This is a genomic window from Kribbella endophytica (genome assembly GCF_054781295.1).
Map to the genome: position 1 here is coordinate 1972100 of NZ_BAAGUR010000001.1, position 13907 is coordinate 1986006.

Here is a 13907-nt window from a genome sequence, read left to right on the forward strand (position 1 = left end):
CCCCGAGCCGCCGCCTGGTGCTACCCGATCGCCTCGCGGATCGCTGCCCAGGGCAACGGTCTTCCGTCGCCGATGGAGCGCGGCTCGGCGAGCGGCCAGATGTGTTCGCCGTACAGGAGTTGCACGCCCACTCGCCGCAGGCCGGCCAGGTGGGACTCCCACGCGGGATGCCGGGCATGCGCCGCGTTCACCCGCGGGAACACCACCGTCGGCACGCTCGCGAGGCTCTCGCACAAGGTGCTCAACGCCTGGTTGTCGCCGAGGCCCAGGGCCAGCTTCGCGACCGTGTTCGCCGAGGCCGGTACGACGGCGTGCAGCACAGCCCGTGGGTGAGGCTGAGGTTCCCCCGGCAGCCGAGGCGTCCAGCGCACAGGAAGGCCGGTAACTGCTTCCAGCAAAGGGATCTCGCCGAGGTGGTCCAGCCAGGTGGCGGCGGTCGGAGTGAGGGTGACGGCGACCGTGTGGCCGGCCGCGACCAACGGCTCGACCAGCTGCTCGCGGAGATGCTCGAGGCCCCCGGCCGCGCTGGCGAACAGACCGATGGACTTCACGCCGCCATGCTGTCACGGCTCGGTGCGCGCGGGCCTAGAACCGGGTGTCGAACGCGACGAAGGGCCCAGTTGGAGGCTGGGCCCTTCGGGGGCGGGGGGCGGAGGTGGGGCTGTCAGGCAGGTTCGCGTCGGTTCAGCAGGACCTGCCTGACAGGGATTTGGGGCGAGGGCGCCGGGCTGTCACCCGTGATGGGACCGGCGCCCTCGCCGGTCAGTGCTGGGTGGCCTTCTCGGCGCCCGCGCCGGTGAGGGAGCGGACCTCCATCTCGGCGAAGCGGTCGACGTCGGTTCCTTCCTTGCTGGTCAGGGTTCCGACGATGCCGAGCACGAACGCCAGCGGGATCGAGACGATGCCGGGGTTGTCCAGCGGGAACCAGTGGAAGTCGATGCCGGTGTCGGTGATCATCGACAGGCTGGCGCCGGTCTTGGCGTCGACCTTGCCGGAGACGACCGGGCTGAAGATGATCAGGAAGATCGCCGAGCCCAGACCGCCGTAGATGCTCCAGAGGGCGCCGCGGGTGTTGAAGCGCCGCCAGAACAGTGAGTAGAGGATCGTCGGCAGGTTCGCCGACGCCGCGACCGCGAAAGCCAGTGCCACCAGGAACGCGATGTTCTGGCCGTTGGCGAAGATGCCGCCGACGATCGCGACCGCGCCGATCACCACCACGGTGATCCGGGCGACCCGGACCTCGCCGTCGCCGCTGACCTGGCCCTTCTTGATCACCTGGCCGTAGATGTCGTGCGCGAACGACGCGCTGGCCGTGATGGTCAGACCTGCGACCACCGCGAGGATCGTCGCGAAGGCGACCGCTGAGATCACGCCCAGCAGGATCTCACCGCCCAGTTCGTACGCCAGGAGTGGAGCCGCCGAGTTCGCCTTGCCAGGAGCGGCCCGGATCGCGTCCGGACCGACGAGCGCGGCAGCGCCGTACCCGAGGACCAGCGTGAACAGGTAGAAGATGCCGATGATCCAGATCGCCCAGCTGACGCTGCGGCGGGCCTCGCGCGAGTTCGGGACCGTGTAGAAGCGCATCAGGACGTGCGGCAGGCCCGCCGTACCGAGCACCAGGGCCAGGCCGAGCGAGATGAAGTCGAGCTTGCTGATCCCCGTCGCGCCGTACTGAAGTCCCGGGCTGAGCAGCTTCTCGCCGGCCGCCGGGCTCTTGTCGACCGCGGCACCGAGCAGGCCCGACAGGTTGAACGAGTACTTCGCCAGCACCCACAGCGTCATGACGCCGGCGCCGATCACCAGCAGCACGGCCTTGACGATCTGCACCCAGGTGGTGCCCTTCATGCCGCCCACGAGCACGTAGGTGATCATGATGGCGCCGACGACCGCGATGACGATGTTCTGGCCGGCCTTGCCGTCGATCCCGAGCAGCAGCGCGACCAGGCCGCCCGCGCCCGCCATCTGGGCCAGCAGGTAGAAGAAGCAGACGCCCAGCGTCGAGATGGCCGCGGCCATCCGGACCGGACGCTGCTTGAGCCGGAACGACAGCACGTCGGCCATCGTGAACCGGCCGGTGTTCCGCAGCAGCTCCGCGACCAGCAGCAGCGCCACCAGCCAGGCCACCAGGAAGCCGATCGAGTACAGGAAGCCGTCGTACCCGTTCAGCGCGATCGCTCCGGCGATGCCGAGGAACGACGCGGCGGACAGGTAGTCACCGGCGATCGCGATGCCGTTCTGCGGGCCGGTGAACGAGCGGCCGCCGGCGTAGAAGTCGGCCGCGCTCTTGTTGTTGCGCGAGGCCCGGATCACGATCGCGAGGGTGGCCACCACGAACAGCGCGAAGATCGCGATGTTGACCTTCGGGTCGCCGACGGTTGCCAGCGGCAACAGAAGTGGTGCGCTCATCACTGCTCCCCCTCGATCTGGTCACGCAGGTGCTTGGCGTCCGGGTCGAACTTCCGGTCGGCCCAGCGGACGTACACCAGCGTGATCGCGAAGGTGGAGACGAACTGGCCGAACCCGAACAGCAGCCCGACGGTGATGTTCCCGCCGACCTTGTGCGACATGAAGCCGTGCGCGTAGTCGGCGAGCAGGACGTAGAGGAAGTACCAGGCCAGGAACAGGCCGGTCATCGGGAAAACGAAGCGCCGGAAGCGGCGACGCAGTTCGGAGAAGTCCGGTGACAGCTGGACGTCTCGGTACGTCGTGAGCTCCGGATCGCCCGCACGACGCGTTTCACTCATCGCGGGACCTCCAGACGTGATCAGGCCGGGCGGAGTCCGGCGCGCGGGTTGCTGCTCCGTACTGTGGTCCAGCTCACCCGGCCCCGACAGCACCGACTGGCGTCGAGCGCTCAGCGGCGCACACCTCTCGACCGGCGGAAAACCGCACTGCGACGAGCGGTCGCATCCGTACGACGAACGGCGGTCAGCTGCCGGTGAAGCCGCGATCGACGTCGACGGCCTCGGGGGTGTGCAGGCGGACCATGCTGCGAGCGGTCCCGGCCGGAATGCGGGTGGGGGTCATCCGCGAGACGACGACGACCGTGGCGAAGGCGAGTGGCATCGTCCAGGCGGCGGGTTGAGCGATCAGGGCGCCGAGCCAGCCGCCCTGGGGTGGGCCGATCACGTTGACCAGTACGGCGGAGATCGCGGCGACTCCGCCGACGAGCAGCCCGGCCGCGGCGCCGACGGTCGACATGCGGCGCCACCAGATCCCCAGTACGAGCAGGGGGCAGAACGTCGAGGCCGCGACGGCGAAGGCCAGTCCGACCGTGTCGGCGAGGCTGAGCGAGCCGGTGAAGTTCCACGCGAGGTACGGGATCGCGATGGCCAGGACGGCGGCGATCCGGAAGCTGTTGACGGCCAGGTAGTCGCCTCCGGTCAACCGGTGCAGGCGATTGCGCAGCAGGTCCTGGTCGATCACGCCGGCGATCGCGACGGTCAGGCCGGACGACGTCGACAGGAACGCGGCGAAGGCGCCGGCCGCGACGAGCGCGCCGAGCAGATCGCCAACGGTGCCAGGGAAAATCCGGCCCGGTAGCTCGAGGACAACGGTATCGGCGGCCGTCGCGACGAGGTCGGGAGCGAAGGTGCGGCCGAGTACGGCGTACACGGGTGGGAAGAGGTAGAACGCGCCGAGCAGCGCGAGCACGACGACCGTCGTACGGCGGGCCGCTCGGCCGTCGGGGTTGGTGTAGAAGCGGACCAGCACGTGCGGCAGGCCCATCGTTCCGAAACAAAGGGCCAAGAGCAACGAGTACGTCGCGTAGAGCGGGTGGTCGCGACCGCCGGCGTGGGACAGCGGTTCGGCCCATTCCGAGCCGGCACCCTGCAGCGAGTCGAGCACACCGACCGGGTGGTTCATCGAGCGCCAGGAGATCAGGATGACGAAGACCGGCGCGGCCAGCGCGGTGAGCTTCAGCCAGTACTGGAAGGCCTGGACGAAGGTGATCGAGCGCATCCCGCCCGCGGCCACGTTGATCACCACGATGATCGCGACCAGCGCGGCTCCGACCGCGGGCGGCGCACCGGTCACGGTCTGGACGGTCAGCCCGGCGCCGCGGAGCTGGGGGAGCAGGTAGAGCGTGCCGATCCCGGCGACGAGGAACGAGCAGATCCGCCGTACGACGGCCGATTCGAAGCGGGTCTCGGCGAAGTCGGGCAGGGTGTACGCGCCGGAACGACGCAGCGGTGCGGCGATCAGGACGAGCAGCATCAGGTAGCCGACCGTGTAACCGACCGAGAACCAGAGCATGTCCGCGCCGTTCACCACGACGAGACCGGCGACACCGAGGAAAGATGCCGCCGACAAGTACTCGCCGCTGATCGCGGACGCGTTCCAGCGCGGCGTGACGGCCCGGCTGGCGACGTAGAAGTCGCTGGTGGTCCGGGAGATCCGCAGCCCGAACAGCCCGATCCCGATCGTTGCCGTGATCACCAAAGCGATCGCGGTCAAGCTCATGGCCGGGGACATCTACTGCCGCCCGACGAACTCGGTGAACTCGGCCTCGATCCGTTCGGCGTTGCGAACGTAGATCCGGGCGGCGATGTAGACCACCGGGTAGACGACGATGCCGAGCAGGACCCAGGGCAGCGGGATCCCGAAGACCGAGAACGTCCGCGTGGCCGGGACGAGGAAGAAGAGCAGCGGGAGGCTGCCGAGGCAGAGGACCGTACCGGCGATGACCGCGAGGGCCAGGCGGAGCTGGGACTGGATGAGAGAGCTCATGTAGACCTCGCCGACGCGGGTCTGCTCGTCGATCTCCCGCGTGCCGGTGTGTCCGCTGGTCCGCCGGGCAGCGCTCGTGCGCGGACTCGTCACCCGAATCCGGCGGGGCGCGTCGGGAGCGGGCCGGCGAGAGCCGTCCGCGGAGGCTCGGCGGGGCAGCTCCGGCGACTCGTCCGGCGTGTTCATCCGCGCAACGAGGTCGAGCGGACCAGAAGATCGCGGAGCTCTCGCGTGTGCCGCCGGCTGACCGGCAGCCAGTCGTCACCAACTCGTACGGCGCACCGCCCGCCGTCCACGCGCATCTCGTCGACGTGCGCCAGCGCGACCAACGTGCTGCGGTGGATCCGGGTGAAGCCGGCGTCGCGCCAGCGTTCCTCGAGGGTGCTCAGCGGGACCCGGACGAGGTGCGAGTTCTGCCCGGTGTGCAGTCGCGCGTAGTCGCCCTGCGCCTCGACGTACCGGACGGTCGAGCGCTGGACGAACCGCGTCACGCCCGCCAGCTCGACCGGGATCGTCTCGTCCTCGGTCTCCTCCGGCGACTGCACGACCAGCGGCCCACCCGCGTCGACCACCCGCCGGACCGCCTCGGCCAGCCGCTCGGCGCGGACCGGCTTCATCACGTAGTCGGTCGCGCGCAGCTCGAACGCCTGCACGGCGTGCTCGTCGTACGCCGTGACGAAGACGATCTGCGGTGGCTTGACGAACTTGGACAGGACGCGGGCCAGATCGATCCCGTCCAGCCCCGGCATCTTGATGTCGCAGAACACGACATCGAAGTCGGTGCCCTGCAGGAGCTTGAGCGCGTCCGGGCCGTTCGAGGCGGTCTGGATCGGGCCGATCCGCTCGTCCCGCTGCAGCAGGTAGACCAGTTCGGCGAGCGCCGGCTCCTCGTCGTCGGCGACCAGCGCGCGCAAAGGAGTGTCCGCCATGCGCACACACTAAGCCGACGCGTGCACCCCTGAGGAGTATTTGGGGACCCGGAAGCTGACCTTTGTCCCCGCTTCGACCGCGGTCTCGACCACCAGCCCGTAGGCGTCGCCGTACACCTGCCGCAGCCGGGCGTCGACGTTGCCGAGGCCGATCGAGTCGCTGCCGGACTGGCCGGACAGGGCGGCCCGGATCACCTCGGGGTCGCTGCCGGAGCCGTCGTCCTCGACGCTGATCTCCGCCTCCGAGCCGCGGTCCATCGCGCGAATGGTGATCTGCCCGATGCCGGTCGTGCCCTCCAGGCCGTGCCGTACGGCGTTCTCGACCAGCGGCTGCACGACCAGGAACGGGATCGCCACCGACAGGACCTCGGGCGCGATCAGCAACGAGACCGTCAGCCGCTCCCCGAACCGTGCCTGCTCCAGCACCAGGTACCGCTCGACGTTGCGCAGCTCGTCCGAGAGCGTCGTGAACTCGCCACCGCGCCGCAGCGCGTACCGGGAGAAGTCCGCGAACTCGAGCAGCAGCTCCCGCGCCCGCTCCGGATCGGTCCGTACGAACGACGCGATCGCCGCCAGCGCGTTGTAGATGAAGTGCGGGCTGATCTGCGCCCGGAGCGCGCGGAGCTCGGCCTCCATCGCCCGCGTCCGCTCCTTGTTGAGCTCGGCCAGCTCGACCTGCCCCGACACCCAGCGCGCGACCTCCTCGGTCGCCCGCACCAGCGCGGCCGACGACCGCGGGCTGTACGCGACCAGTACGGCGACCACCCGGTCCTCCGTCACGATCGGCGCGACCACCGCCGTACGGATCGGGCACTGCGGATCGCCGCACGCGACGTCGTGAGCACCCAGTACGGCGGTCCGCCCGCTCCGCAGCGTCATCGCCGCGATGGCCTTGGCGTCGACCCGGTGATTGCTCTCGTACGGCCCACCGACCCCGTCCCACGCCAGGACGCCGGACGAGTCGCAGATCGCGATCGCCGCCGTACCGAGCAGGTCCCGCAGGTGCTTGCTCGCCCGCCCGGCCGCGACCGGCGTCAAACCCTCGCGCAGGTACGGCGAAGCCAGCGAGGCGGTATGCAGGGTCGCATACGTCGCCTTGTCAGCCGGAGTCCCGAAATGCTTCCGCCGCCGCGCGAACATGCCCTGACGGTAGCCGGTCAGCCCTTCGTGCGGGGCGTGAACGCGGCCAAGGCCTCGGTGTCGGAGTAGTTGGTGCGGATGTACTCGTCGGCCCAGGCTGCGGCGTCGGGGTATGCGGACTCGGCGGCGACGCGGTTGGCCGCGGCGTCGAGGTCGATGGCCGTGCGGCGCAGCTGGACGTCGGAGCCGGTCAGGAGGGCCCAGCTCGGCAGCGGTGCGCCGTACGGCATGCCGACGCTGCCGGCGTTCACCACGAGCCGGCGGTCGAACTGGCGCGCGAAGGGCATGTGCGTGTGGCCGCAGACGACAGTGCGGACCTCGTCCGGCACGCCATGAAGCACGGACGTCCACCGGCTGACCGGACTGTCGACCAGCACCACCTCCTCGTCGTCCCGGGGAGTCGCGTGGCAGAACAGCGCGTCGCCGATGGTCACGCTGGTCGGCAGAGTCGCCAGCAACTCGACCTGGTCGGCCCGGAGCTGCGCAGCCGCCCACGGGCTCACCGGGTCGGGCGGGTCGAGCTGCTCACCCCGGGCCATCGACACCAGCTCCCGGTCGGCGTTGCCCCGCACCCAGACAGCCCGAGAGCCCAACCCCAGCAGGAGATCCAGCGTCTCGACGGGCTGAGGTCCGGCCGCCAGATCGCCTGCCAGTACGACGACGTCAGCACTCCGGACGTCCGGCTCAGCCAGCACGGCCTCCAGCGCGGGCAGCACTCCATGGATGTCAGCCAGCACAGCGATGCGTTCCATGCGATCCAGTCTGTCCCGTTGGTACGCCGTACAGGGTGCAGCTCTGCTAGGAGCAGACTAGTTGCCGAGTCCGATCCGGATCGGCCCGAGCGGAATGGCGGACTCGCAGGCACCGGTCGTGATCGTGCAGCGCAGGACACCGCGCGGCATCGACTCCCGGTCGTCGATCAGCAGCAGCACGTGCTGGTCGTCCTCGGCCAAGGTGTTGATGAAGTACGCGCCGGACCACTGGCGCAGCAGCGTCCCGTCCCGGGCGTCGAGCGCGGCCGCCGACGCACTGGCCCAGCCGTCGTCGTACGGCGGGGTGGCGATCGCGGTGCGACCGTCGGGGGTGAAGCTCTGGATCTCGAAATCGCAGGTGCGCCACAGGCTCCGGCCGGTGGCCAGTTCGTTCACCGTCGAGCAGGCCTTGTACTCGCCGGGGGCGGTCCGCAGTGCGACCAGCTTCCCGTCGCGACTGATCGCCGTCGGCGAGCCGGGCGTCGGGATCACCTTCGAGGCGGCCTCGCCGGGCTTCCAGGCGTACAGCTTCCAGCTGACCGCTTCGTCGGTCGGGCTGGCCCGGTAGTACACGGTGCCGTTCAGGTAGGCGAGCACCCGCACGCTCCACAGGCCGCGGACCACGAGCTTGTCCACCTTGCCGCTGGAGGCCTGCGAGTAGACCGTTGAGCCGGCGACGTTCAGTTCGTTCTTGCCGCGCGGCTGGGTCGAGTAGGCCACTGCCGACTGGTCGTCCGTGCCGCGCACGCTGATCACCTCCGGGACGTGCTCCCGGTCGCCGGTGATCTTCAGCTTCAGCAGTTCGCTGGTGCCCTGGTTGGTGGACAGCACGGCGAACGCCTCTTCGCCCATCCGGGTGTACTCCAGCACCGACGCACTTCCCGGTACGGCGACCGGTCCGCCCGCGCCGCCGCGGATCTCGCGGCCGACGCTGTACGGCACCTGGGGCTCGCGGCCCACCTTCAGCGTCGCCAGCGGCACCTTGACCTTGACCGGCCCGGTGTACACGGGGTCGCTGGACGGCGTCCCCGCCGTACCGGTCTTGACGGCCAGCGGCGACGCGGTGCCGGGATCGTCGCCCGAGTCCGGCCCTTGGCTGGTTGCCACCACTCCACCGATCGCCACGGCAGCCACGGCAACGGCCGTGACGAGCACGACCAGTCGCGTGTTGCCGGCGGCCATCAGCTACCGAGCCCGAACTGGTCGCCGGGGGTGATCGGCGTGGCCCGCTCGCAGGCGCCGGTCGGGATGTCGCAACGAATGATCGCGCCCTTGGTGTCGGGGCCGTCGTCGACCTCCATCAGCAGGTGCTGGTCGTCCTCGGCACGGACCTGCCGGAAGGAGACGCCGGTCCACTCCCGCAGGAGGGTGCCGGTCCTGCCGTCGAGCAACCAGGAACTCAGCGACGCGTAGCCGTCCTCGTAGGCAGGCCCGGCGATGGCCGCGGACTTGTCCGGCGTGAAGCCCTTCACCATGTAGTCGCACGTGCGCCAGAGCTTCTTGCCGGTGGCGAACTCGATGATGTTCGAGCAGCTGCCGGCGCCGCCGACGTCCAGCGCCACCACCAGCTCGCCGTCGGCCGACACCGCGACCGGCGAGGTGACGTTCTTCACCGCGGTCGCCGAGGAACGGCCGGGCACCCAGGTGTAGAGCTTGGGCACGCCGTCCTCCCGCGGGGTCGACGCGTAGAAGACCTTGCCGGCGGCGACGGCGATCACCTGCATGTTCCAGGAGTCGGGCAGGGTGAGCTTGTACTTGCCCTCGCCGCCGTCCTCGGCGTAGAGCGTGCTGCCGGCGAGCTGCTCGCCGGTCGACTTCTGCTTCTGGCTGGCGAACGCCGCGAAGCTCCCGTCGACCGCACCGACCAGCGAGGTCACGTCACGGACCTCGCTGCTCTCTCCGGCGTTGTTGGTACGGACCAGGACGAGGTCAGGCTCGCGGCTCTCCAGCACGTACGTCGAACTGCCGGCCTGGGCGGCCGCGATGATCCGGTCCTTGCCGGGCGCGGTGAAGGCCTGGTCCGCGCCGCCACTGACCTTGCGGCCGAGCGTGTGGACCAGTTGCGGGGCTCGGCCTTGGGTCAGTTTGGCCAGGGTCACCGCAACGGTCTTGGGACCAGTGACCCCAGGCTTACTCGCAGACGGTGGCTTCGGCGTCACGGACGGTGTCTTCGACGGCGTTGCCGGGGGCTTCGGGGTCGGCGTCGGTGCCGCGGTGGGCTGTCCACCCAGTGGACTCGCGCCGGCGTCGCTCACCTGCGGGCCCTGCCGGTAGGCGAACACGCCTCCACCCGCGACCGCGGCCACCGCGACCGCGGCGACCACGACGGTCAGCCGGGCGTTCAGCTGCCTCATCTGCAGGCTCCTTACACAACAGTCGTGGTCCAAGAGCAGTGTGCTGCACCACACGCCCTGAGTCGAAGCAGGGCCGGGACCGGGGTGGTCGATCCTCGGTGTGACGTCACAACTGAGTGTTTTGTTCGCTCCGGCGACGCGGTCGCAGGAGGGATCGAGCATAATGCGGGCATGGACCAGCCGCCCCGGATCGGCCGGTACTCCCTGGTCCGCCGGGTGGGTGCCGGGGGTTTCGCGACCGTGTGGCTGGCGCGCGACGAGCAGCTGGACGCCGAGGTCGCGGTCAAGATCCTGTCCGACAACTGGATCGACGAGGACGACGTCCGGCGCCGGTTCCTGGCCGAGGGACGCTTCCTGTGCCGGGTCGACTCGCCGCACGTGGTCGGCGTGCACGACGTCGGCGAGACCGACGACGGCCGCCCGTACCTGGTCCTGACGTACGCCGACGGCGGTTCGCTGGCCGACCGGATCAAGGCCGGGCCGATGGAGGTCGCCGACGTCGTCGACGTGGTCACCCAGGTCGGCAGCGGCCTCAAGCAGCTGCACGCCCGCGGTGTTCTGCATCGCGACGTGAAGCCCGCGAACGTGCTGTTCCGCAGCGACCCGTCCGGCGACCGCGCGATGCTCGGCGACCTCGGACTGGGCAAGTCGCTGGAAACCGTGTCCCAGTTGACGATGCCGGGCGGTACGCCGGCGTACGTGGCGCCCGAGCAGGTGATGGGTGACCGGCTCGACCACCGCGCCGACCTGTACTCGCTGGGCGCGGTCGCGTACGCCGCCTTCACCGGCCAGGCGCCGCACGGCGTGATCAGCCTCGGCGCGGTGATGCGGATCGACGCGCCGCCGCCGTCGATGAGCACGCTGCGCGCGGACGTCCCGGACGCGATCGACGTCGTCGTACGCCGGGCGCTCGAGCCGGACCGCGAGAAGCGCTGGCCGGATCTCGACAGCTTCCTCAACGCGTTGGACGAGGCGCACCGGACCGGCAAGGTCCCTGCCGGCCTGATCCCGGCCGACGAGCTGCCCGTGCCGGCTGGGCCTGGTGGAGTCGACCAGGAGACCCAGCTGGCGGCGGCTCCTGCTGAGGCCAAGACCGAGGGCGGGCCCGATGACGAGGCGACCGTCGCGGTCACGCCGGCACCGCGCCGGAACCGGCGGGCGGGCTGGATCGCTGCCGCGCTGGCTGTGATCCTCGCCGGTGGTGGTGGGTACGCCGGGTACCAGCTGGTGATGAGCCGGCCGGTCGACGTGGCCGAGAGCCCGGTGTCGGTCCAGGTGCCGCGCAGCTGGGACGAGAAGTCCGCGCAGAAGGACCCGTCGTTCGCCTTGCTGATCAGCGAGAACACCAAGGACTGGCAGCGCGTCGCGACCACGTCCGGGGTGTTCATCGGTGTGCTCGACCAGTCCGCGCTGCCGATCAACGGCACGGCGCCCAGCGGATGCAAGCAGTCCGGCACTGATACGCCGACGGCTGAGAACCCGCGGGTGACCTTCCGCTACGACTGCGACTCCGGCGCCAACGTGATGGAGCAGTACCGGCAGATCCCCGGCGACAAGCTGCTGCGGATCCAGGTGCGTGGCGACGACCCGCAGCAGCTGACCGACGTACTGAACTCCGTGACCTACAACGGCTCCTAGGGGACGAGCGAGGTCAGCGACGAGACCGTCGCCTTGTGCATTCGCGGGATCACGTTGAGGGTGGCCGAGTCGCCGCCGTACAGGTGGCTGGCGGATTCGTAGACCAGGTACGCCGTGCCGTTGTACTCGGTGATGCCCTCGGTCATGCTCGGCGCCCGGAAGCAGCTCAGTGCCGCCGCGTCCAGGTCCTTCTGGCCGCGCTTCACGACGTACAGGTTGCTGCGATTCCCGCGCCCGTACGACGTGCTGTAGACGAAGTGGCTCGCCGTGATCATGATGCCCTGGGTCTTGGTCGGGATCTCCCAGGCGCCGGCGAGGGTGGTCAGCGTGCCGTCGTCGGCGATCTTGTACTCGTACATCGTCCCGCGCCCGGTCTCGTTGAACGTCCCGGAGAACAGGGAGTCGCCGTAGCTGTTGAGGAACGAGGCACCGGCCACGTCCCGAGCGGTCCCGACCTGCGTCAGGTACGGCGTACCGGCCGCCTTCAGTGCGTCGCGCAGCTCGGTCAGGCGGTACTTGCGGATCGAGCTGCCGGCCCCGGAGACGAACGCCCAGCCCTTGCTGGTGGTGATGCCGCCGACGTGCGACTCGGCGATCGCGACCACGCCGACGGTTGAGCCGGTGGCCGGGTCGATGCCGTAGATCTGCGAGTCGGCGCCACCGCGGTACGACGCGACCAGCAGGAGGTTCTTGCCGCTGCCGTCCCAGTTGTACCAAGTGCCGGCGCCCTGCGGAGTGTGCGTGCTGAGGTTGGGAATGCTGTGGCTGTTGCTGAACCGGGCGTCGTACTTCTTCGACGCGGACGGGCCGTCGTAGAAGGTGCTGCCGCCGGTGGTGGCGGTGTCGCAACTGATCGCGGCGGTCGCGATCGTCGGTGCGGACACGGCCGTCAGCGCGGCCGCCGTGGTGAGCAGATTGGTCAGGATGGCTAAGGGGCGGGCCATGGTCGTTCCTCTCAGGTTTGGGCGATAACCTTCGGGAGCTGCAGGGTTGATAGTAAGTAATTAACGCGCAGTACGGTAGGGCGCATGACCGATCTACCTGCGGCGATCGACCGCGTTCTGCCCTCCGTCCGTGCCGACCTCGAGGACCTCATCCGGATTCCCTCGGTCAGTGCGGACCCGGCCCGTGCGGCCGACGTCCAGCGGTCCGCCGAGGCGACCGCCGCGCTCTTCGAGGCCGAGGGTTTCGAGGTGAAGATCGTCCGGGCCGGTGAAGGCGCGCCCGCGGTGATCGCGAAGAAGCCGGCGCCGGAGGGCAAGCCGACCGTGCTGCTGTACGCGCACCACGACGTCCAGCCGACCGGCAACGTCGAGGAGTGGACCTCGGAGCCGTTCGTGCCGACCGAGCGCGGGGACCGGCTGTACGCGCGCGGCGCGGCCGACGACAAGGCCGGGATCGCGGCGCACCTGGCCGCCGTACGGGCCTTTGGCAACGATCTTCCGGTCGGTGTGACGGTCTTCGTCGAGGGCGAGGAGGAGATCGGTTCGCCGACGCTGCTGCAGCTGCTCGACGAGTACGCCGACGAGCTGACCGCCGACGCGATCGTGATCGCGGACTCGGGCAACTGGGCGATCGGCCAGCCGGCGTTGACCGTTTCGCTGCGCGGACTGGTCGACTGCTACGTCGAGGTCCGGACGCTGAAGCATGCTGTCCACTCGGGTCTGTTCGGCGGCGCCGTACCGGACGCGCTGACCGCGCTCTGCCGGTTGCTGTCGACGCTGCACGACGACAAGGGTGACGTCGCCGTCGACGGACTGCACGCGAGCCGCGCGGCCGAGCTGGACTACCCCGAGGACCGCTTCCGTGCCGAGTCGAGCGTGCTCGACCAGGTCAAGCTGATCGGTTCGGGGTCGCTGGTGGACCGGTTGTGGACCAGGCCGGCGATCGCCGTACTGGCCATCGACGCGCCGCGGGTCGCCGACGCCAGCAACACGCTCGTCCCGGTCGCGCGGGCGAAGGTCAGCCTGCGCGTCGCTCCCGGTGACGACGCGAACAAGGCGATGCAGGCCCTGCGCAACCATCTGGAGCAGAACGCGCCGTGGGGCGCGCAGGTGACGGTGACGGACGGCGACATCGGCCAGCCCTGCTCGATCAACGCGCGCGGTGCGGCGTACGACGCGGCCCGCTCGGCGTTCGCGTCCGCGTGGGGTGTCGAGCCCGTCGACACCGGCATGGGCGGCTCGATCCCGTTCATCGCCGAGTTCCAGCAGACCTTCCCCAACGCGGCCGTTCTGGTCACCGGTGTGGAGGATCCGGACACCCGGGCCCACGGCATCGACGAGGGCCTGCACCTGGAGGAGTTCACGAAGGTGTGTCTCGCTGAGGCAACTCTTCTGCAGAACTTGGGCTGAGGTCGTGTC

At 69.9% G+C, this 13907-nt stretch carries 13 protein-coding genes; 2 read left to right on the forward strand and 11 right to left on the reverse strand.

The genetic code is table 11. The features are described 5' to 3' along the window. Positions 1-20: 20 nt before the first annotated feature. The 10 genes from ACYVIO_RS09420 to ACYVIO_RS09465 form a co-directional block, all read right to left on the reverse strand. A complete protein-coding gene (locus ACYVIO_RS09420; protein WP_460650277.1) occupies positions 21-551 on the reverse strand; it encodes a flavoprotein in 531 nt (176 codons plus the stop codon). 211 nt (positions 552-762) lie between these two features. Then, positions 763-2406: a solute symporter family protein gene (locus tag ACYVIO_RS09425; RefSeq protein ID WP_460650278.1), complete on the reverse strand. Its 1644-nt coding sequence runs from the start codon at positions 2404-2406 to the stop codon at positions 763-765. Continuing rightward, the gene (locus ACYVIO_RS09430; protein WP_460650279.1) at positions 2406-2744 is read right to left on the reverse strand and encodes a DUF485 domain-containing protein; all 339 of its coding nucleotides are present in this window, start codon (positions 2742-2744) and stop codon (positions 2406-2408) included. Before ACYVIO_RS09430 ends, ACYVIO_RS09425 begins: the two co-directional genes overlap by 1 nt. A gap of 184 nt (positions 2745-2928) precedes the next feature. Continuing rightward, positions 2929-4464 (reverse strand): sodium/solute symporter, encoded by a 1536-nt coding sequence (locus ACYVIO_RS09435; RefSeq protein WP_460650280.1) that lies wholly within the window; start codon positions 4462-4464, stop codon positions 2929-2931. A gap of 12 nt (positions 4465-4476) precedes the next feature. Then, positions 4477-4917, reverse strand: a complete 441-nt coding sequence (locus tag ACYVIO_RS09440) for a hypothetical protein (RefSeq protein WP_460650281.1) — start codon at positions 4915-4917, stop codon at positions 4477-4479. Continuing rightward, positions 4914-5660 (reverse strand): LytR/AlgR family response regulator transcription factor, encoded by a 747-nt coding sequence (locus tag ACYVIO_RS09445; RefSeq protein ID WP_460650282.1) that lies wholly within the window; start codon positions 5658-5660, stop codon positions 4914-4916. Before ACYVIO_RS09445 ends, ACYVIO_RS09440 begins: the two co-directional genes overlap by 4 nt. A gap of 9 nt (positions 5661-5669) precedes the next feature. Beyond that, positions 5670-6800, reverse strand: a complete 1131-nt coding sequence (locus ACYVIO_RS09450; RefSeq protein ID WP_460650283.1) for a histidine kinase — start codon at positions 6798-6800, stop codon at positions 5670-5672. A 17-nt stretch (positions 6801-6817) separates the two neighbouring features. Further along, positions 6818-7552, reverse strand: a complete 735-nt coding sequence (locus ACYVIO_RS09455; RefSeq protein WP_460650284.1) for a metallophosphoesterase family protein — start codon at positions 7550-7552, stop codon at positions 6818-6820. Positions 7553-7609: 57 nt separating this feature from the next. Next, positions 7610-8734 (reverse strand): hypothetical protein, encoded by a 1125-nt coding sequence (locus ACYVIO_RS09460; RefSeq protein WP_460650285.1) that lies wholly within the window; start codon positions 8732-8734, stop codon positions 7610-7612. After that, complete coding sequence (locus ACYVIO_RS09465; RefSeq protein WP_460650286.1) at positions 8734-9906, reverse strand: hypothetical protein; 1173 nt, start codon at positions 9904-9906, stop codon at positions 8734-8736. Before ACYVIO_RS09465 ends, ACYVIO_RS09460 begins: the two co-directional genes overlap by 1 nt. Before the next feature lie 171 nt (positions 9907-10077). Here ACYVIO_RS09465 and ACYVIO_RS09470 point away from each other — a divergent pair, with 171 nt between their 5' ends. Beyond that, positions 10078-11544: a serine/threonine-protein kinase gene (locus ACYVIO_RS09470; protein ID WP_460650287.1), complete on the forward strand. Its 1467-nt coding sequence runs from the start codon at positions 10078-10080 to the stop codon at positions 11542-11544. Here ACYVIO_RS09470 and ACYVIO_RS09475 read toward each other — a convergent pair. After that, positions 11541-12488 carry a hypothetical protein gene (locus tag ACYVIO_RS09475; protein ID WP_460650288.1) on the reverse strand — a complete coding sequence of 316 codons (948 nt, stop codon included), beginning with the start codon at positions 12486-12488 and terminating at the stop codon, positions 11541-11543. The genes ACYVIO_RS09470 and ACYVIO_RS09475 overlap by 4 nt on opposite strands. 84 nt (positions 12489-12572) lie before the next feature. On the opposite strand from ACYVIO_RS09475, the gene ACYVIO_RS09480 reads away from it, so the two are divergent. Then, the gene (locus tag ACYVIO_RS09480; protein ID WP_460650289.1) at positions 12573-13898 is read left to right on the forward strand and encodes a M20/M25/M40 family metallo-hydrolase; all 1326 of its coding nucleotides are present in this window, start codon (positions 12573-12575) and stop codon (positions 13896-13898) included. Positions 13899-13907: the final 9 nt, after the last annotated feature.